Below are 18,144 nucleotides of genomic sequence, written 5' to 3'. Positions count from 1 at the left end.
TGCCCACCACGCACCGCCCACCACGCACCGCCCACCGCGGGCGCGGGGTGGGCCTCAGCGCAGCACCGACTCCAGGAAGTCGCTGCCGATCCGGGACACGACGGAGATGTCGAGCTGGTGGAGGACGTAGCGGCCCCGGCGCCGGGTGACGAGCAGCCCGGCCTTGCGCAGGACGGCGAGGTGGCGGGAGATCTCGGGGGCGGTGAGGCCGTAGGCGTCGGCCAGCTCGTTCGTCGAGTACGCGGCGCGCGCCAGGTTGCGGCACAGGTTCATCCGCATCGGGTGGGTCAGCGCGTCCAGGCGCAGCCTGACCGTCTCCACCGGCTCGGCGCCGCCGATCTCGTGGGCCGCGGCCGGGTACTGGATCACGGGCCGCCAGCCCGGCCCGTACAGGGTGAACAGGTGCGGCCAGCCGAAGACGCTGGGCAGCAGGGTGACGGCGGTGTCGCGGGCGTCGGTGCGCCCGTGCAGGAGTTTGTCGACGACGATGCGGCTGCCGTGCTCGTCCTCCTCCAGGCTCAGCGCCGGTGACGCCGCCGTGAGGGCCTGCGCCAGGCCCTTGCGGCGCAGCAGTTCGGTCTTCTGCCGGGCGTCGGCCGCGAGTTGGACGCGGACCCGGCGCCAGGTGTCGGCGAAGAACGCCCGGTCGCAGTCCTCCAGGAGGCGCCGGATCCACGTCCGGGTGCCGGTGGGGTCGTTGAGCATCCGTTCGACGAACGCCGCCTGGTGCGGGCCGCGGGCCGCTGCCAGGCCGAGGGCGCGGCGCCGGGACCACGCGTCGACCAGGGGCGAGGGCAGGCCCTGGGGGTAGTGGCTGGTGCTGCAGGAGATCTCCAGGGCGGCGCCGACGAACCTCTCGTCCGGCATCCGGTCGAGGTCGTCCAGCTCTTCGGCGAGGGTCTGCCGGGGGCTTGCGGGCATCAGGAGGTCGGAGCGCGTGGAGCGCCACATGAAGTCGGCCTCCAGCATCCGGCCGGCCAGTTCCGGTTCGAGCGTGCCGGCGGTCGCGGTCGTCCACGCGTGCAGCCGGGGGTGGTGGGCGGGCTCGGCGAGCGCGTGCAGCGCGTTGCCGAGCTCGGCCAGCGGCGAGGGGTGGAAGGCGATCCGCTCGTGCGGCAGTCCGGTGATGTCGATGGTCACGCTCACCCCTCCATGGTGCCTGGCCTGCTGATCACGTCATTTGACGGGGGTCGTCAATCGGCGGGACCGGTGGGGCGGCCCCGGTGCAGGGTGGGCGCATGAACGCACTGCAGCAGCACCTCCTGGACAGCTACCGCGCCGCCCAGCACGCCGAACCGGCCCCGCCCGCCCCCGGCACCCACGACCTCGCGGTGCTCCGGGCGGCCCGTGACCACCGCCGCTTCGAGGCGGTCGTCGCCGGCCGCCCCACCCCCGGCCGCCTGCGCTTCGCCTTCCGCCGCCGGCTGGGCGCCCAGGGCTGACGGGCCCTGCGCCCACGGGCCGGCCAGCACCGGGGCCAGTACCGGGGCCGTGGCCGTGGCCGTGGCGCGGTCGCCGTCACCCGCCCGGCCCGCCACCATGGGAAGTGGACCAGGGGGGACGTACCGGTACGCACCCGGGAGGTTTCCAGTGGACGTACTCGTCGTGGGCGCCGGACCGGTCGGCCTGACCGCAGCCGTGGAACTGCGCAGGCGGGGGATCGGATGCAGGCTCGTCGAACGGCTGCCGCAGCGGCTGCCGTTCGCGAAGGCGGTCGGAGTCCAGCCGCGCACGCTGGAGATCTGGGACCGGATGGGGCTGGTGCGGGCCGCGCTCGACGCCGCCGTCCCGATGCGCGGGCAACTGTTCTACGTGAACGGCACCGAGCAGCTCCGGACCGACCTGGCGCTGCCGCCCGAAGTGCCGTACGGCTTCGCGGCGCTGCCCCAGTACGAGACCGAGCGGATCCTGGAGGAGCACCTGATCCGCCTCGGGGGCCGGATCGAGCGCCGCAGCGAACTGCTGTCGTTCACCCAGGACGACGACGGCGTGACCAGCCGCCTGGCCACCTCCGAGGGGGAGGAGGAGGTCCGCTCCCGGTACCTGATCGGCTGCGACGGTGCGCACAGCACCGTCCGCAAGGGGCTCGGGCTCGGCTTCCGGGGCGGGGCGTTTCCCGAGGAGTACATGCTCGCCGACGTCGAGGTCGACTGGGACCTGCCGTCCGGCTACGGCGTGCGCGCCGTGCACCGGGCCGAGGACGGCCGCGTCGACGACCTGCTGGTCTGCATCCCGCTGCCCGGCCGGGGCCGCTACCGGATGTCGATGCCGGTGCCGCCCGAGCTGTCGGCGGCACCGGCCGCTTCCGGCGTCGCGCACGGCCTGGAGGCCGGCCGGGGCCCGGCGCTGTCCGACGTCCAGGCGGTCCTGGACCGGCTCTCCCCGCAGCCGACCACCGCCTCCGCCATGCGCTGGTCCTCGGTCTTCCGGATCAGCCACCGGCTGGTGGACCGGTACGGGGAGGGCCGGGTCCTCGTCGCCGGGGACGCCGCGCACATCCACCCGCCCACCGGCGCGCAGGGCATGAACACCGGCATCCAGGACGCCTACAACCTCGCCTGGAAGCTCGCCCTCACGATCGGCGGCGCCGCCCGGCCGAACCTCCTCGCGAGCTACGACGCCGAACGCCGCCCGGTCGGCGAGGAGGTGGTCGGCCGCACCGTCCGACACGCCGCCGAAGGCGTCCAGGCCGACCCGGAGGACCCGGCGACCCTGCTGCTGCGCGAAGCCCAACTGCTCGTCGGCTACCGGGACAGCCCGATCGTCGGCCCCCCGGACGCAGACGCCGATGCCGATGCCGACGCCGATGCCGACGCCGGGCCGGCCCCCCGCCCCGGCGACCGGGCCCCCGACTGCGCCGGCCTCACCGGGGAGATCGCCACCTACCCGCAGCGCCTGTACGACGTGCTGCGGGTGGGCGAACACGTGCTGCTGCTGTACGGCACCGGCCGGGAGTCGACCGCCGGGTTCGACGAACTCGCCTCCCTCGCCGTCGAACTGACTCGTCATCAGATATCTTCCTGCGTGATCCTCGCCGACGGCGCACGGCACCCGGCCGGCGGGACGCAGCTCCCGGTGTACCGCGACACCCGCGGCGAGTTCGCCCGCGCCTACGCGACCCAGGGCGGCCCGACGGCCTTCGTCATCCGCCCGGACGGCTACCTGGGCGCCCGCCTCCACCCACCCACGGCCGAGGGCCTGACCGCCCACCTGGCCCGTGTCTTCCGCACCCCAGGGGCGCGGTGATCCCGGCGATTCCGCGATAGGCCTTCCGTACGCGCGGGTCGGGACCCCGCCTGCCCGGAACCCGCGCCCTGGACCCGCGCCCCGAACCCACCGCCCCCGGTGCCGTCCGCCCTCTTGTCAGATGTTAGGGAACTTTCCTAACTTGATGTCATGTCCGAGACACCACAGCACCTCCGGCACACCCGGCGCTCCCTCCTGCGTGTCGGCGCGGCGGGCGGAGCGGCCTTCGCCGGCGGCTTCCTGCTGCCCGGCACCGCCCGGGCCGCCGCCCCGCGCCCCACCGCCCCCGACACCCCCTCCTCGCGCCCCACCGCCCCCGACACCCCCTCCTCGCGCCCCACCGCCCTCGACCTCCCCGGCCCCGGCACCCCCACCCTGCCGTCGCCCCGCGGCGAGCGGACCGCCGGGTCCGCGCTGCGGCCCTTCGGCCGGCACCTCGCCTACGGGGCCGACCCGTCCCGTCAGGTCGTCGTCTCCTGGCAGGTGCCGGACGCGGTGACCGCCCCCTTCGTCCGGATCGGCCTGCAGCCCGGCGACCTCGGCGCCCCGGTCCCGGCCGAGGTCCGCACCCTGGTCAGCAAACTCGCCTGGCAGCACCCGGTCGAGGACCAGCCCCTGGTCAGGCCCACCACCGTCACCCAGTACTACCTGCACGCGCAGCTGGACCAGCTGATCCCGGACACCACCTACTACTACGTCGTCGGCCACCAGGGCCACGACCCGGCCGGCCAAGGCGGCCAGGCCGGCCGGCTCGGCGACGTGGCGAGCTTCCGCACCGCACCCGCCCCCGGACGCGGCGCCGGGTTCACCTTCACGGCCTTCGGCGACCAGGGCATCGGGTACAACGCCGCCGCCACCGGCCACCTGATCGCCGGCCTCGACCCCGCCTTCCACCTCCACATGGGCGACCTCTCGTACGCCAACAGCGGCGGCAGCGGCAAGACCGACGACGCGTACGACGCCCGCCTGTGGGACTCCTTCTTCGTGCAGAACGACCCCGTCGCCGCCCGCACCCCGTGGATGGTGGCGGTCGGCAACCACGAGATGGAGCCCTGGTACGGCGGCGACGGCTACGGCGGCGTCCGCGCCCGCTTCACGATGCCCGACAACGCCTGGGACCAGTCGACGGGCATCTACTCCTGGCGCTACCAGAACGTCGGCCTGATCAGCCTCGACGGCAACGACCTCTGCTTCAACACCCCCGCCAACCTGGACCGCACCAAGGGCCGGCAGAAGAAGTGGCTGGAGGCCCGGCTCGCCGCCCTGCGCACCGAGCCCGGTATCGACTTCATCGTCGTCTACCTGCACCAGTGCACGTACTCCACCTGCCACGACAACGGGGCCGAACTCGGCGCGCAGCAGGACTGGGCCCCGCTGTTCGACAAGTACCAGGTGGACCTGGTGCTCAGCGGCCACAACCACGTCTACGAGCGGACCGACCCGATCCGGGCCGGCAAGGCCACCCGCAAGGTCGCCTCCGGTGACACCGTCAACCCGGTGAAGGACGGCACCACTTACGTCGTCGCGGGCGGCGGTGGCGGCGGGCTCTACACGTTCCCCGCCTCCGACACCTACCTCGGGCACGAGACCAGGAACGACGCCCCGGTCCCGATGGTGGTCTCCGACCGGAGCGGCCACGAGCAGACCGTCAAGGTCACCTGGTCCAGGGTCCGTTACACCGGCTACTGCCTGGTGGCGGTCGACGTGACGCCCGCCGCCGCCGGCGCACCGGCCCGGATGGAGGTGCGGTCCGTCACCGAGGACGGCACGGCCGTGGACCGCGTCACCGTGCAACGCGGCTGACCCGGGCCCGAGCGGTCACGGGCCGGCCTTCGCCCAGCACCGTCGGCCTCCGTATCCTTGCCTGGTCACCACGTGGTGCGCACGAACACGAAAAGGAGAGACCCCTCGTGGCCAGCCCGACCGAGACGCTGGAATTCCAGGCGGAGACCCGCCAGCTGCTGCAGCTGGTGATCCACTCGATCTACTCGAACAAGGACATCTTCCTGCGCGAGCTGATCTCCAACGCCTCCGACGCCCTCGACAAGCTCCGCCTGGAATCCCTCACCGACACCGACCTCCAGGCCGACACCTCCGACCTGCACATCACCCTGGAGGTCGACCGGCAGGCCCGCACCCTGACGGTGCGGGACAACGGCATCGGCATGACCCGCGAGGACGTCGTCGACCTGATCGGCACCATCGCGAAGTCCGGCACCGCCGGCCTGCTGGCCAGGATCAAGGAGGCCAAGGACGCGGAAGCGGCGCAGAACCTGATCGGCCAGTTCGGGGTCGGCTTCTACTCGGCGTTCATGGTCGCCGACAAGGTCACCCTGCACACCCGCCGCGCCGGCACCGAGCAGGGCACCGCGTGGGAGTCCGACGGCGAGGGCACCTACACGATCGCACCGGCCGACGGCCTGCCGGCGGGCACCTCGGTCACGCTGCACCTCAAGCCGGCCGACGGCGAGGACGGCCTCGGCGACTACCTCGCGGGGTGGAAGATCCGCCAGATCGTCAAGCAGTACTCGGACTTCATCCGCTGGCCCATCCGCATGGCCGCCGAACCCGCCGCCGAACCCACCGCCGCGGACGGTGGCGCGGACGGTGCCGAAGACGAGACCGAGACCGTGGACGGCGCCGCACCCGCCGCCGCGCTGGAGACGCTGAACTCGATGAAGGCCCTGTGGGCCCGCCCGCGCAGCGAGGTGACCGAGGCCGAGTACCACGAGTTCTACCAGCAGATCAGCCACGACTGGCAGGCCCCGGCCGAGACCGTCCACATGCGCGCCGAGGGCACCTTCGAGTACGAGGCGCTGCTGTTCATTCCCGCCCACGCGCCGTTCGACCTGTTCTCCCGGGACACCAAGCGGGGCGTGCAGCTGTACGTCAAGCGGGTGTTCATCATGGACGACTGCGACGCGCTCATGCCGAACTACCTGCGCTTCGTCAAGGGCGTCGTCGACGCCCACGACCTGTCGCTGAACGTCTCCCGCGAGATCCTGCAGCACGACCGCCAGATCACCGCGGTCCGCCGGCGACTCGTCAAGAAGGTCCTCGCCGCCCTCAAGGACATGCAGGCCACCAAGCCCGAGGCCTACACCACGGCGTGGGAGCAGTTCGGCCGGGTGATCAAGGAAGGCCTGATCGAGGACCGCGACAACACCGACGCGCTGCTGCCGCTGGTCTCGGCCGCCTCCACCCACGACCCGGAGAAGGCGACCACGCTGCGCGAGTACGTGGAGCGGATGAAGGACGGCCAGGACACCATCTACTACCTGACCGGCGAGAACCGCCAGATGGTGGAGAACTCCCCGCACATGGAGGCCTTCACCGCCAAGGGCTACGAGGTCCTGATCCTCACCGACCCCGTCGACGAGGTCTGGACCGACCAGGTCCCCGCCTTCGAGGGCCACCGCTTCCAGTCCATCGCCAAGGGCCAGGTCGACCTCGGCGACGACGCCGAGACCGACGGCGACGACGAGGCGAAGGCGCAGAAGGCCCGGCGCGAGGAGGAGTTCGCCGACCTCCTCACCTGGCTGCAGGGCACCCTGGCCGAGCACGTCAAGCAGGTCCGCCTCTCCACCCGGCTCACCACCTCCGCCGCCTGCCTGGTCGGCGACGCCCACGACCTGACCCCCACCCTGGAGAAGATGTACCGGGCCATGGGCCAGGAACTCCCCACCGTGAAGCGGATCCTGGAGCTCAACCCCACCCACCCCCTGATCACCGCCCTGCACCGGGCCCACGGGGCGAAGTCCGACGACCCGGCCCTGGCCGACATCGCCGAACTCGTGCACGGCAGCGCCCTGCTCGCCGAGGGCGGCGACCTGCCCGACCCGGCCCGCTTCACCCGCCTCCTGACCGACCACCTCACCCACAGCCTGTAACCCCCGCAGCCTGTCACCGCGGCGGCCGGCCCCACTCCGGGCCGGCCGCCGTACGGTGTGTCACCTTGTGACCGGTCACAAACCGCGTCCGGAATCTCTGTGCCCCGCCCAGAGGACACTGCGCCGGGCCGCCGACATGATGTTCTCCGGGGCACTACCTACCAGTTGGTAACCCGCGTTCTCCGACGGACCACCAGGAATCCCACGACCCGGGGGAACCATGCGCACCTGCACGTCCCGGCTGCTCGCCGCCGCCGTCACCGCCGCCCTGGCCGCCACCGCCGCGGCCGCCACGGCCGGCCCGGCCGGCGCTGTCACGACGGCCCCGGCGGCCTCCGCGGCCGCGCGCTCCACCGCCGCGAGCGACCCCTTCTACGCCTACGACGGCAGCACGCCACTGGCCTCGCTCGCCCCGGGCGCCGTGCTCAAGACGCGCACCCTGCCGTACCACGTGCTCGGGCTGCCCACCCCGGTGACGGCGGTCCAACTGCTCTACCGCACCACCGACGCGCAGGGCCGCCCGGCCGCCAACGTCACCACCGTGGTGCGCAGCCTGGCCGGGGACGGCAGCAAGGCCGTCTCCTACCAGTCCTTCTACGACTCGCTCGACCCGAAGGACAGCCCCTCCCGGGCGGTGGCCGGCGACCTCAGCCTCGGCGGCGTGATCCCCAACGTCGAGGCGCTCTTCCTGGTGCCGCTGCTCGCCCAGGGCTACAACGTGGTCCTCCCCGACACCGAGGGCCAGAACGCCGACTTCGCGGCCGGGCCGGAGTACGCGACCAACACCCTGGACTCCATCCGGGCCGCGACCCGGTCCCCGGCCACCGGCATGGGCCCCGACACCCGCTTCGGGCTGATGGGGTACTCCGGCGGCGCCGTCGCCACCGGCTGGGCGGCCGCGCTCGCGCCGGGCTACGCACCCGAGGTGAACGCCAAGCTGGTCGGCTACACCGAGGGCGGACTGCTGGTGGACCCGGCGCACAACCTCAAGTACGTCGACGGCTCGCTGGCGTGGAGCGGGATCACCCCGCTGGCCGTGATCGGCGCCTCGCGCTCCTTCGGCGTCGACCTGACGCCCTACCTGAACGACTACGGCCGCTCGGTCTACCAGCAGCTGGAGCACGGCTCGATCGTCGACGCCCTGGGCCACTACCCGGGACTGACCTGGAAGGCGATGGTCAAACCCCAGTACGCCGACCCGAACTCCGCGCCGCCCTTCGTCGAGGCCGTCAACCGGAACAACCTCGGCTCGGCCCCCACCCCGACCGTGCCCGGCTCCATCGCCCAGGGCAACGGCGGCTTCCTGGAGGGCACCTTCGCCAACCCGCCCGGCATCGGCACCGGCGACGGCGTGATGGTCGCCGGGGACGTCCGGGCGCTCGCCCGGCAGTACTGCGCGACCGGCACCAGCCCGGTCGCCTACCAGCAGTACGACCTCCTCAGCCACTTCGGCGTCCCCGTCGTCTGGGCCCCGCAGGCCCTCGCCTGGCTCGACGACCGCTTCGCCGGCCGCCCCGCCCCCTCCGACTGCGGCCACATCCCGCCCGGCAACTCCCTCACCCCGGAACAGCCCACCCCCAGCCACTGACCCGGAAGGGAACAGGAAGCACCCGCGGCACCCAACACCGTCATACCGGAGTACTACAGCGGGACTTGGCACCCCGGTACGACGGTTTCCGCCCCTCCTCGCCCGTACCGTCGCCCGTGCCGGAAGCGACCACGGGAACGAACGAGGAGGAACGGCGATGAGCAGGCGAGGACGGGCCGCGGCGGCCGCGGCGGCGGTGCTGCTGGCGGCGACGGCCACGGTGGGCGCGGCCGGGGCGCCGGGCGCGGTGGCGGCGCCGGAGCGGGCCGCCGGGCGGCAGGCCAGGGCGTGGCTGCCGCAGCCCACCGGGCCGTACCCGGTCGGCACGACCGCCCTGCAGCTCACGGACGAGGGCCGGGACGACCCCTGGAAGCCCGGACAGCACCGCAAGCTGATGATCAGCCTCTGGTACCCGACCACCCGCCCCGCCACCGGCGACGACCGCGCGCCGTTCATGCTCCCCGCCGCCGCCGACCACTTCGACAGCGCCGGGAGCATCGGCCGGCGCGAGAACGGCTTCGAACCCGGCCGCACCGACTGGGCGGGCATCCGCACCCACGCCCGCGCCGACGCGCCCGCCCTCCCCGGCGGCGAACGGCCCGTCGTGCTCTACTCGGCGGGCTTCGGCGCCCCGCGCACCTGGGGCACCACCCTGGTGGAGGACCTCGCCTCCCGCGGCTACGTCGTCGTCACCGTCGACCACACCTACGAGGCCTCCGAGGTCGCCTTCCCCGACGGGGACCTCGCCGCCTCCGTCTTCCCCGCGCTCATGGACCAGCCCGGCCTCGACCTGGGCGCCCTCCTGCGCAAGATGCTGCAGACCCGGGTCGACGACACCCGCTTCGTCCTGGACCGGCTTGCCGGGCTGCGCCACGACGAGCAGCTGCCGGCCGGCCTCGCCGCCTCCCTCGACCTCGACCGGATCGCCATGGTCGGCCACTCCGGGGGCGGCTCCGCGGCCCTGCAGACCATGCACGACGACCCGCGCCTCAAGGCCGGCGTCGACCTTGACGGCCAGCTGCACTTCCCCGGCCCGGACGGCAGCGGCGTCCAACTGCCGCTGCCCACCGTCGCCGCGGACGGCCTGGCCAGGCCCTTCCTGCTGATGGGCACCCAGGAGGCCGACTCCGGCAGCTACCACCAGCAGCCCGGCTGGGACGCCCTATGGCAGCACAGCACCGGCTGGCACGCCGACGTGACCCTCACCGGCTCCCGCCACGGCTCCTACACCAACGCCCAGGCCCTGCTGCCCCAGCTCGCCCGCCAGGGCGCCGTCACCCCGGAGGCCCTGACCGCCGCCGTCGGCGACGTCCGCCCCGACCGCGCCGTCCTCGCCACCCGCTCCTACGTCGCCTCCTTCCTCGACCGCTGGCTGCGCGGCCACGACGACCACCTCCTGGACGGCCCGTCACCACGCTTCCCCGAGATGCGCTACGAGCGGTAGCCGCCCGCACCGGCACGGGGGAGTCCGCGCCCGGGGCGGTGTGCGACCCGAAAGTAGTCAAAGTTCTTGACTGTCAAAGTCTGTGACTGCTTCACTTGGTCCGTCACCACCCCGCCGCACCCACGTCACGCCGCACCCACGGAGGAACCGCCATGCACAGCACCGCCGCCGCCGGGACCAGCCGCTTCACCGAGAAGCTCACCGCGGACAACGCAGCCCTGCTGCTGGTCGACCACCAGATCGGCCTGCTCGCCGCCGTCCGCGACTACAGCGTCGCCGAGTTGAAGCACAACGTCGTCGCGCTGGCCCGGGCCGCCCAGGTGCTCGGGGTGCCGATCGTGGTGACCACCACGGCCGCCGAGACCCTGTGGGGGCCGCTCGTGCCGGAGCTGGCCGCCGCGCTGCCGCCGGAGCTGGAGGTCATCGACCGCAGCACGGTGAACGCCTGGGACGAGCCGCGGGTGCGGGCCGCGGTCGAGGCCACCGGCCGCAGCAAGCTGATCGTCGCGGGCATCTCCACCGAGGTCTGCCTCACCCTGCCCGCCCTGTCGGCCACGGCCGCGGGCTACGACGTGTACGGCGTGGTCGACGCCTCGGGCACCTTCAGCGACACCAAGCGCACCACCGGCATCCTGCGCATGCAGCAGGCGGGCGTGATCGCGGTCGACTACGCCTCGGTGGCCGTCGAGATGCTCGCCGACAACGCCGACCCGCTGGCTGGCCCGCTCTACGAGGCCGTCGGCATGGACTTCGGCATCCTCAACGGCCAGCTCCGCCAGGCCTACGGCAAGCAGGCCTGAGCACGGACGCCACTGTGGACTCCATCCCTCGCCGCCACCCCTCGCCACTGCCCCTCAAGAGCCCCTCACCCGCCGGGCGCTATCGTGAACCCCGACCACGGTGACCAGCCCGGATACGAGGAGCGGCCGCGATGCAGGGACAGGACCCGGCCGGCGGGCGGGACCTCGGGATGCTGATCTCCGTCGTCTTCCGCGCCCTGCAGGACGAGCTCTGGCGCGAGATGGCCCGGAACGGCTTCGACGACCTCAACCCGCGGCACGGCGCCGTCCTGGCCAACCTGCGCCCCGAGGGCGTGCGGCCCAGCGAGCTGTCCCAGCGCGCGGGCGTGCACAAGCAGATCATCGGCAACATGGTCGACGAGCTCGAAGCCCTCGGCTACGTCGAACGCCGCCCCGACCCCGCCGACCGCCGCGCCAAACTCGTCGTCCCCACCGCGCGCGGCACCGCCGAGATCGCCGAGGCCCGCCGGGTCGTCGCCGACCTGGAGGCCCACTACGCCGAGGGCATCGGCCCCGAGCAGTACGCCGACTTCAAGCGCGGCCTGGCCATGATCGCCGACCTCCAGCGCCAGGCCACCCCGGGCCACTGAGCGGACGCCCTGCGGGCCGGCGGGGGCGCGCTCGCCGGCCTGTCCGGGCGGCTCGTGAACAGCGGGCGGACCGCCCTACCGCCGTACCCGGTTGTCGGTCGCCAGTACGTCGCCCGGCACCGTCGAGCCCACCCGGCGCCGCAGCGCGCCGATCGCCGGGTCGGCGATGGAGACGGTGAGCCGGTAGGGCGGCTGGCCGGTGACGGTGTTGTTCGAGTCGGTCGGGGCCATCAGGCGCTGCTGGACGGCGAAGCCGTCGAAGCCCGGGCACAGCGCCTCGGGCGGGAGCGTCACCCGTACGGACGCGCCGCCCTCGGACCCGACGTGGACGGTGCCGCCCGGCTCGGCTGGGGCGTCGTCGTTGCCGTCGCCGTGCGTGAGCGGGCGGCCGTGGGCACGGCGCCGCCGCCCGGCTCGGCCGCCGCCCGCGGTGTCGCCGGCCGCCGGCTGCTGGGTCGATGCCCGGAGCCCGTGGTCGGGTGAACGGTCCCGGGCCCGGTTTCGTCAGGGCAGGTAGCGTTCGAGCGCGGCGGCGCCCTTCTGCTCGATCTGCTGTCTGGCCCACTCGACCCGCGCGGGGGTGATGTCGTGCCCGGAGGCCATGACGAGGTCCTCGGGGTCGAAAGGCCGCTCGCCTCCGGTGAACAGCCGTCGCGGGGACGCCTCGGCGTCCGTGCCCGTCTCGCCCGTGGGATCGCTTCCTGCGATCGGACTACCCATGGCTACCTCCCTGGTCGGCCTCCTCCAAGAGTGCCGCCGATCCGCCACCACCGCTTCCCGTCCCGTACGGGCCGCCCCTCCGCCGCGCTCCGGCCGGCGGACGTTCGGCCCATCGGCCGCGCCGCCGGGTCGACGCCCGGTCGGCCGGCACGGGTTCCGCGCGCGCCCGCCGGCAGGACGTCGAGCTCCTCGACCACCGGCGCAGCCTCCTCCGACCGCCCGGGGCCCACCCGCGCCACCCCGTCCGAGCCGGTGTCGGAGCTCCCTGCGAAGATCACCGCCATGGAGCTCCCCACCGCCCTCGCCGGCCTCGACGCCCACCCCTGGGCCGCCGTCGACCACGCCTACGGCCCCGCCGAGGACCTGCCCGAGCTGTTGCGCGCCTTCGCCGAGGGCGGTGAGGACGCCGAGGAGGCACTGGACGAGCTGTACGGCTCGATCGTCCACCAGGGCACCGTGTACGCGGCCAGCGTCGACGCCGCCCCCTACCTCGCCCGGATCGCCGCCTCCGGCCGCCAGAGCGTCGACGCGCTCCGCCTGCTCGGCTGCCTCGCCGAGAGCGAGGACGAGCACGGCGTCGAGCCGGGCGCCGTCCGGGCCGCCGTCACCGCCCAACTGCCGCTGCTCATACCGCTGCTGGCCGATGAGGACGCCGACGTGCGGCAGGCGGCCGGCTGGACGGTCGGCCACACCCGGGACACCGGCACCGCCCTGCCCGCCGTCCGGGCCCGTCTCGCCACCGAGACCGAACCCGCCGTCCGGGCCGAACTCCTCACCGCGTACGGCCGGTTGGACCGTCAGGGCGCCGCCGGCGAGGCCCGCGCCCTGCTCACCCCGGACACGCCCGCGCCGCTGCGCCTGGCCGCCGTGTTCGCCGCGCTGGACGCCGACGAACCGTGGCTCGCCGCCCACCACGACACCGTCCTCGGTCTGCTGCCCGCGTGCGAGACCGCCCGGTCCGGCCACGCGGACGAGCACCGGGAGCCACTGCGCAGGATCGTCGGGCTCCTGCTCGGACGGGACACCGACGCCGACCGCGCGGGCGCCCTCGCCCTGCTCGACGCCGCCCTGCGCGACGAGCGCCCCGAGGTACGGGCCGAGGCCCTGTGGGCGGCCGACCGCGCCTGCACCCTGTCCCGCAGCGCCCCGCAGCGGCTGATCCCGGCGATCGCCCCGCTCGCCGCCGACCGGGCGGCCGCCCAGCTGCTGGCCAAGCTCGGCCCGGCCGCCGCCGAGGCCGCGCCCGTCCTCGCCGAACTCGCCGCGCGGCCGGACGACGAGGCGGCCGACCAGGCCCTCGCCGCGCTCGTCCTGGTGGCGCCGCGGGCCGCCGCCCCGCTGCTGGCCCGGGCCCTCGGCCGGCGCCCGCGCGCCATGCAGAGCGCCGCCGGGTCCTACGCCCCGGCCGGCGTCCCCTTCCCGTTCGACCCGGAGCTGTTCGCCGCGGTCCGCGCCCGCCTGGCGGCCAAGGCCCTGGAGCGTCCCGCGGAATGCAAGGACTGCGGCTGCACGACGGCCGGGGACAACAATGACATCGCCGGCCTGGTGCACCTGCTGCGGCAATGGGGCCCGCAGGCCGTCGAGGCGCTGCCCGAACTGTGTGCCGTCCTGCCCCGGTTCCACTACGCCGCCACCGCGATCACCGCCGTCGCCGCCGGCAGCGGAGCGGAGCGGCGCGCGCAGGCCGCCGCCGCCCTGCGCGCCGACGCGGGGAAGCTCCTCGTGGCGCAGGCACTGCACGAACTGACCGGCGAGACCGGACCGTTGCTGGCCGCTGCCGAGGCGGCGTTCGCCACCGGTGTGCGCGGCGCCGGCGACGGCGCCCAGGCCGCGGCCGCCCTCGGCCCGGCGGCCGCCCCTCTCGTCCCGGCCCTGCGGGAGGCGCTTGGCCGCACCACCGACCGCGACACCACCCCGCAGGTGGACGCGGACCTCGCCCTGGCGCTCGCCCTGTGGCGGATCACCGGGCAGGCGGCCGAAGTCGTCCCGGTCCTGGCCTCGGTACTCGACAACAGCCGGGGCCGGCAGTGGTTCCACTGGACCGCCGCCCGTGCCGCCCGCGAGATCGCCGCCCTCGGCCCGGCCGGACGCCCACTGACCGCCCGCCTCGAGTCCCTCCTCGACGACCCGACCCTGGCACCCTCGGCCGTCCTCGGCCTGCTCGCCGTCGCCGACCCGGCCGGCCTCGACCGCACCCGCCTCGCCGAAGCGGCCCTGCGCTCCGCCGAGACCCACGCCGACCTCGAGCACGCCCGCGACGCCCTGCGGGCCCTCGGCACCTCGGCCCTCACCCCGGAACAGCACGAGCGCCTGACCGCGCTCGCCACCGGGGACCGCCGCCTGGTCGTCTCCGGGGCCGACCACGCGATGATCCGCGAGGACGAACACCTGCGCACCGCATTGACGGCCCTCCTCGACCCGGCCGCCTGAGGAGCGCACCCCCGGCACCCCGGCACCCCCAGGCCGGGGCCCGCGGTCAGCCACGCGCTGCGGCTCCGGTGCTCCCCCCGCTGCTGCCCTCCGGGCCCCGGGGCCCCGCCCGGGCGGGGGAGCGGTCAGCGCGTGGCGTCGACGGCGATGCCGACGAGCCGGAGGACGGCGTGACCCCAGGTGGTGGCCGGACGCCGACAGCCGTGCCGGCGTGCGGGCACGCCGTCGGCGAGGATCCCGTAGGCCACCTCGACGCCGTCGAGCAGGCTCCGGCGCGACGCGCCGTGGACGGCCCTGCTCGACGGTGTGCTCGCCCTGGCCGAGCAGGCGCCCTACGAGATCGCCTTCGCCACCCGCACGGTCACCGGCGGCAGCGGCTGAGAGGCACCGCTCACCCGGCCGAGGCGACCGTCCCCGCCGCGCCGGGCCGCGAGTGCCGGGACGCGGCGAAGCCCCGCCGGTGCTCGGCGGGGCTGCTGTCCGCGTGGGGGCGGCGGGTTCCGGGGGAGGGGTGTCAGGCGCGGGCGTCGATCTTGCCCTGGAGGGCGGCGAGCAGGTCCTTGAGGATGCCGGCGGTGCCCTCGTCGGTCAGCTCGCCCTGCTCGTCGAAGCGCTCGTGCGAGCGGAAGGCGACCAGCTCGGGCTTGACCACGACGTCGCTGTCGGTCCAGACGAAGACCTGGCGCAGCGCCAGCTGGGCGCGGACGGAGCCGAAGTTGGTGGGGGCGGCGCCCATGATCGCGGTGGGCTTGCGGTGCAGCGGCAGGCCCTCGCTCTTGGTCCAGTCGGTGCTCAGCCAGTCCAGGGCGTTCTTGAGGACGCCGGGGACGGAGTAGTTGAACTCCGGGGTGGCGATGAGCAGTCCGTCGGCCTCGGTGACCTTGCGGCGCAGCTCCTCGACGGCGGCCGGGCGCTTGCCGGGGTGGTCGAGGTCGTAGTCGTACGGCGGGATCTCGCGCAGGCCGTCGTAGATCTCGATCTCCATGCCGGCCGGGTTGAGCTTCCGGGCGGCGCGCAGCAGCGCGGTGTTGTGCGAGTCGGCGCGAAGCGAGCCGGAGATGGCGAAGACCTTGGACGCGCTCATGACGGTGCTCCTTGCGGTGTGCGTGTGGCTGTGGGTGTGGTGCGGGTGGTGCCCGACAGGCCAGGACAGGCCAGGCCGGGCCCGGTGCGGGTCGGCTGCCGGGGCGGCGGTGGTCGTTCCGACGCCGAGAAACCTAAACCGTTCAGTTCAATGCGTCAACCAGACAGTTCAGTCTTGACTCTGAACTGGCTCGTGTAGTTCAGTCTTCGGCATGACGACGACCCAGCTCGCCGCGGCCCAGGCCGCCCCCATCCGCTCCACCACCACCGTCATCGACCCCGTGCACACCTTCGAGGGCGCCGGCTTCCCCGTCCGCCGCCCGTTCCCGGTGGCCGAACTCCCGATGCTCGACCCATTCCTGATGGTCGACCAGACCGGTCCGCTGCTGCTCGCCCCCGGCGAGGCCAAGGGCGCCCCCGCCCACCCGCACCGCGGCTTCGAGGCGGTCTCCTACCTCATCGAGGGCTCGATGGACTGGGCCGACTCGACCGGCCGGCGCGGCACCAGCGTCGCCGGCGAGGTCGAATGGCTCACCGCCGGCGCCGGCATCGTCCACTCCAACGAGCCGACCGCCGAACTGCTCGCCCACGGCGGCCGCCAGCACATGCTCCAGATCTGGGTGAACCTGCCCGCCCGGCTCAAGGACCTCCCGGCCCGCAGCCAGAACCAGGGGCCCGACACCATCCCGGTGGTGCACACCGAGGACGGCACCCGGGTCAAGGTGATCGCGGGCCGCAGCCACGGCGTGGCCGGACCCTTCGAGACGCACCTGCCGGTCCTGCTCGCGCACGCCGTGCTGCCCGCCGGCGGACGGGCCGACTTCACCGCGCCGACCGGCCACAACGCCGCCGTCTACGTGCTCTCCGGCGCCGTCGAACTGCCCGACGCGCCGCTGGCGGACGGCCAGCTCGCGGTACTGGCACACGACGGCGAGCGGATCACCGTCGCCGCGCCGCACGGACCGGCCGAGGTGCTGGTCCTGGCCGGCGAGCCGATCGGCGAGCCGGTCGCCCGCGGCGGCCCGTTCGTGATGAACACCGCCGCCGAGCTCCGGCAGGCCCAACTCGACTTCTCCAACGGGAAGTTCGGGCGGATCCCGGAATGAGCCCGGGAGCACTGAACACGGCGGCAGGGGCGGGCGCGCCCCCTGCGGAGCCGTCGGCGGGCAGCGCCGGCCGGGGCATACGGGGGTCGCTCCGGACCGGCCTGCTGCTCGCGGCGCTCGCCGCCCCGGGAGCCGCCGGACTCTCCAGCCCCAGCCTCGTCCTGCCCGCCATCGCGCGGGAACTGCACACCGGCCCCGGCCCCGCCGCCTGGCTGATGAGCGGCTACGGGCTCGGCATGATGCTCGGCACCCCGCTGCTCACCGCCACCGCCGGGCGGCGCGACCCCCGGACACTGCTGCTCGCCTCCGCGGGGGCGCTGCTGCTCGGCGTACTGGTCACCCTCGCCGCCGGATCGGCCCTCGGCCCGCTGGTCGCCGGGCGCGCCCTGCAGGCGGTCGGCGCGGCCGGATTCAACGTGGCCGCCTTCCAACTGGCCGCGCGTCAGCCGGACGGACGCGCCTCCGGGGTCGTCGCGATCGGTAGCGCGGCGGGCGGCACCGCCGGCCTGTTCGTCGGCGCGGCGGTGGCGACCGGGCTGGGCTGGCGGGCCTGCCTGGTGCTGCCGGTGCTGACCCTGGCCGTACTGCCGGCCGTCCTGCGCGGGTGCGCCGGACCGACGCCGGAGTCGACACAGGATCCGGTACGGGATTCGGTACGGGAGCCGACCCGGGGCCCCGGCGCACAGACGCCGCGCCGCTCGTTCCTCGGCCTGGACGCCCTGACGGTGCCGCGCTTCCGGGCCGTCGCCGCGGTGATGCTGGTCCTGGCGACCGTCAACTTCGGCCTGGTCTACGGCGCACCCCGGCGGGCCGCCGCGCTCACCGGCTGGAGCACCGTCGAGACCGGCGCCGTCGGCTCGCTCGCCACCCTGACCGGCGCGCTGCTCTCCTGGTCGCTGGTGCGCGCCGCACCCCGGCTGGGCCTGCGGCGCACCACCGGCCTGCTGCTCGGCGTCTCGTTCACCGCACTCGCGCTCGCCGCGTTCGGCCCCTGGACGCCGCTGGTGCTGCTGGGCGCCGGAGCCAGCGCCTGCGTCAACGCGGGCGGCCAGGGCATCCTGACCGGCGCCGCCGCCGGGGCCGTGCCACCGTGGCGGCGACCGGAGGCGATCGGGCTGTTCAACCTGGTGTTCCTGCTCGGCGCGGCGCTCGGCCCGCAACTGGCGGTGCTCGCCGAGCGGATCACCGGGCCGACCCCGTAGCCGCCCCCCGCCGACGCTCCGCCGGCCCCCGCCGACGCCCGGGCC

15 protein-coding genes are annotated in these 18,144 nt (G+C 74.5%); 11 read left to right on the top strand and 4 right to left on the bottom strand.

Annotated elements, in window-relative coordinates:
- Window positions 1-54: 54 nt before the first annotated feature.
- Complete coding sequence (locus ACZ58X_RS32190; protein WP_470337105.1) at window positions 55-1,146, bottom strand: DUF5937 family protein; 1,092 nt, start codon at window positions 1,144-1,146, stop codon at window positions 55-57.
- Between the two features lie 92 nt (window positions 1,147-1,238).
- On the opposite strand from ACZ58X_RS32190, the gene ACZ58X_RS32185 reads away from it, so the two are divergent.
- The 8 genes from ACZ58X_RS32185 to ACZ58X_RS32150 all read left to right on the top strand — a co-directional run bounded on the left by ACZ58X_RS32185 (window position 1,239) and on the right by ACZ58X_RS32150 (window position 11,558).
- Window positions 1,239-1,442 carry a hypothetical protein gene (locus ACZ58X_RS32185; RefSeq protein WP_470337104.1) on the top strand — a complete coding sequence of 68 codons (204 nt, stop codon included), beginning with the start codon at window positions 1,239-1,241 and terminating at the stop codon, window positions 1,440-1,442.
- A 97-nt stretch (window positions 1,443-1,539) separates the two neighbouring features.
- A complete protein-coding gene (locus ACZ58X_RS32180) occupies window positions 1,540-3,246 on the top strand; it encodes an FAD-dependent monooxygenase (RefSeq protein ID WP_470337103.1) in 1,707 nt (568 codons plus the stop codon).
- Between the two features lie 150 nt (window positions 3,247-3,396).
- The gene (locus ACZ58X_RS32175; RefSeq protein WP_470337102.1) at window positions 3,397-5,049 is read left to right on the top strand and encodes a purple acid phosphatase family protein; all 1,653 of its coding nucleotides are present in this window, start codon (window positions 3,397-3,399) and stop codon (window positions 5,047-5,049) included.
- Between the two features lie 107 nt (window positions 5,050-5,156).
- The gene (gene htpG / locus ACZ58X_RS32170) at window positions 5,157-7,136 is read left to right on the top strand and encodes a molecular chaperone HtpG (RefSeq protein ID WP_470337101.1); all 1,980 of its coding nucleotides are present in this window, start codon (window positions 5,157-5,159) and stop codon (window positions 7,134-7,136) included.
- Between the two features lie 220 nt (window positions 7,137-7,356).
- Window positions 7,357-8,724 (top strand): lipase family protein, encoded by a 1,368-nt coding sequence (locus ACZ58X_RS32165; protein WP_470337100.1) that lies wholly within the window; start codon window positions 7,357-7,359, stop codon window positions 8,722-8,724.
- A 157-nt stretch (window positions 8,725-8,881) separates the two neighbouring features.
- On the top strand, window positions 8,882-10,168 hold the full coding sequence (locus ACZ58X_RS32160) for an alpha/beta hydrolase family protein (RefSeq protein ID WP_470337099.1): 1,287 nt from the start codon (window positions 8,882-8,884) through the stop codon (window positions 10,166-10,168).
- A 152-nt stretch (window positions 10,169-10,320) separates the two neighbouring features.
- Complete coding sequence (locus ACZ58X_RS32155) at window positions 10,321-10,968, top strand: isochorismatase family protein (protein ID WP_470337098.1); 648 nt, start codon at window positions 10,321-10,323, stop codon at window positions 10,966-10,968.
- A gap of 131 nt (window positions 10,969-11,099) precedes the next feature.
- Window positions 11,100-11,558, top strand: a complete 459-nt coding sequence (locus tag ACZ58X_RS32150; protein ID WP_470337097.1) for a MarR family winged helix-turn-helix transcriptional regulator — start codon at window positions 11,100-11,102, stop codon at window positions 11,556-11,558.
- Between the two features lie 75 nt (window positions 11,559-11,633).
- Here ACZ58X_RS32150 and ACZ58X_RS32145 read toward each other — a convergent pair whose 3' ends face one another.
- Together ACZ58X_RS32145 and ACZ58X_RS32140 are read right to left on the bottom strand one after the other, a co-directional pair.
- Entirely contained in the window at window positions 11,634-11,852 is a 219-nt protein-coding gene (locus ACZ58X_RS32145) for a hypothetical protein (RefSeq protein WP_470337096.1), read from the bottom strand.
- A gap of 210 nt (window positions 11,853-12,062) precedes the next feature.
- Entirely contained in the window at window positions 12,063-12,278 is a 216-nt protein-coding gene (locus ACZ58X_RS32140; protein WP_470337095.1) for a hypothetical protein, read from the bottom strand.
- 282 nt (window positions 12,279-12,560) lie between these two features.
- Between ACZ58X_RS32140 and ACZ58X_RS32135 the strand changes: the two genes are divergently transcribed.
- Window positions 12,561-14,708, top strand: coding sequence for a HEAT repeat domain-containing protein (locus tag ACZ58X_RS32135; protein WP_470337094.1), 2,148 nt, complete (start codon window positions 12,561-12,563; stop codon window positions 14,706-14,708).
- A 514-nt stretch (window positions 14,709-15,222) separates the two neighbouring features.
- On the opposite strand, the gene ACZ58X_RS32130 is transcribed toward ACZ58X_RS32135, so the two are convergent.
- Window positions 15,223-15,792 carry an NADPH-dependent FMN reductase gene (locus tag ACZ58X_RS32130; RefSeq protein WP_470337093.1) on the bottom strand — a complete coding sequence of 190 codons (570 nt, stop codon included), beginning with the start codon at window positions 15,790-15,792 and terminating at the stop codon, window positions 15,223-15,225.
- A 211-nt stretch (window positions 15,793-16,003) separates the two neighbouring features.
- Here ACZ58X_RS32130 and ACZ58X_RS32125 point away from each other — a divergent pair, with 211 nt between their 5' ends.
- Together ACZ58X_RS32125 and ACZ58X_RS32120 are read left to right on the top strand one after the other, a co-directional pair.
- Window positions 16,004-16,897 (top strand): pirin family protein, encoded by an 894-nt coding sequence (locus ACZ58X_RS32125; protein WP_470337092.1) that lies wholly within the window; start codon window positions 16,004-16,006, stop codon window positions 16,895-16,897.
- Window positions 16,894-18,099 carry an MFS transporter gene (locus tag ACZ58X_RS32120; RefSeq protein WP_470337091.1) on the top strand — a complete coding sequence of 402 codons (1,206 nt, stop codon included), beginning with the start codon at window positions 16,894-16,896 and terminating at the stop codon, window positions 18,097-18,099. The genes ACZ58X_RS32125 and ACZ58X_RS32120 overlap by 4 nt, the downstream gene beginning before the upstream one ends.
- The last annotated feature ends 45 nt before the right edge of the window (window positions 18,100-18,144 follow it).

This window comes from Kitasatospora sp. NPDC040550 (genome assembly GCF_055594965.1).
This window is presented reverse-complemented; position numbering and strand designations above follow the sequence as displayed.

Excerpts from the sequence above, each read along its gene's own strand:
- ACZ58X_RS32185 (WP_470337104.1), top strand. The coding sequence starts at position 1,239 with ATGAACGCACTGCAGCAGCACCTCCTGGACAGCTACCGCGCCGCCCAG.
- ACZ58X_RS32180 (WP_470337103.1), top strand. The coding sequence starts at position 1,540 with ATGGGAAGTGGACCAGGGGGGACGTACCGGTACGCACCCGGGAGGTTT.
- ACZ58X_RS32175 (WP_470337102.1), top strand. The coding sequence starts at position 3,397 with ATGTCCGAGACACCACAGCACCTCCGGCACACCCGGCGCTCCCTCCTG.
- ACZ58X_RS32165 (WP_470337100.1), top strand. The coding sequence starts at position 7,357 with ATGCGCACCTGCACGTCCCGGCTGCTCGCCGCCGCCGTCACCGCCGCC.
- ACZ58X_RS32160 (WP_470337099.1), top strand. The coding sequence starts at position 8,882 with ATGAGCAGGCGAGGACGGGCCGCGGCGGCCGCGGCGGCGGTGCTGCTG.
- ACZ58X_RS32155 (WP_470337098.1), top strand. The coding sequence starts at position 10,321 with ATGCACAGCACCGCCGCCGCCGGGACCAGCCGCTTCACCGAGAAGCTC.
- ACZ58X_RS32150 (WP_470337097.1), top strand. The coding sequence starts at position 11,100 with ATGCAGGGACAGGACCCGGCCGGCGGGCGGGACCTCGGGATGCTGATC.
- ACZ58X_RS32140 (WP_470337095.1), bottom strand. The coding sequence starts at position 12,278 with ATGGGTAGTCCGATCGCAGGAAGCGATCCCACGGGCGAGACGGGCACG.
- ACZ58X_RS32135 (WP_470337094.1), top strand. The coding sequence starts at position 12,561 with ATGGAGCTCCCCACCGCCCTCGCCGGCCTCGACGCCCACCCCTGGGCC.
- ACZ58X_RS32130 (WP_470337093.1), bottom strand. The coding sequence starts at position 15,792 with ATGAGCGCGTCCAAGGTCTTCGCCATCTCCGGCTCGCTTCGCGCCGAC.
- ACZ58X_RS32125 (WP_470337092.1), top strand. The coding sequence starts at position 16,004 with ATGACGACGACCCAGCTCGCCGCGGCCCAGGCCGCCCCCATCCGCTCC.
- ACZ58X_RS32120 (WP_470337091.1), top strand. The coding sequence starts at position 16,894 with ATGAGCCCGGGAGCACTGAACACGGCGGCAGGGGCGGGCGCGCCCCCT.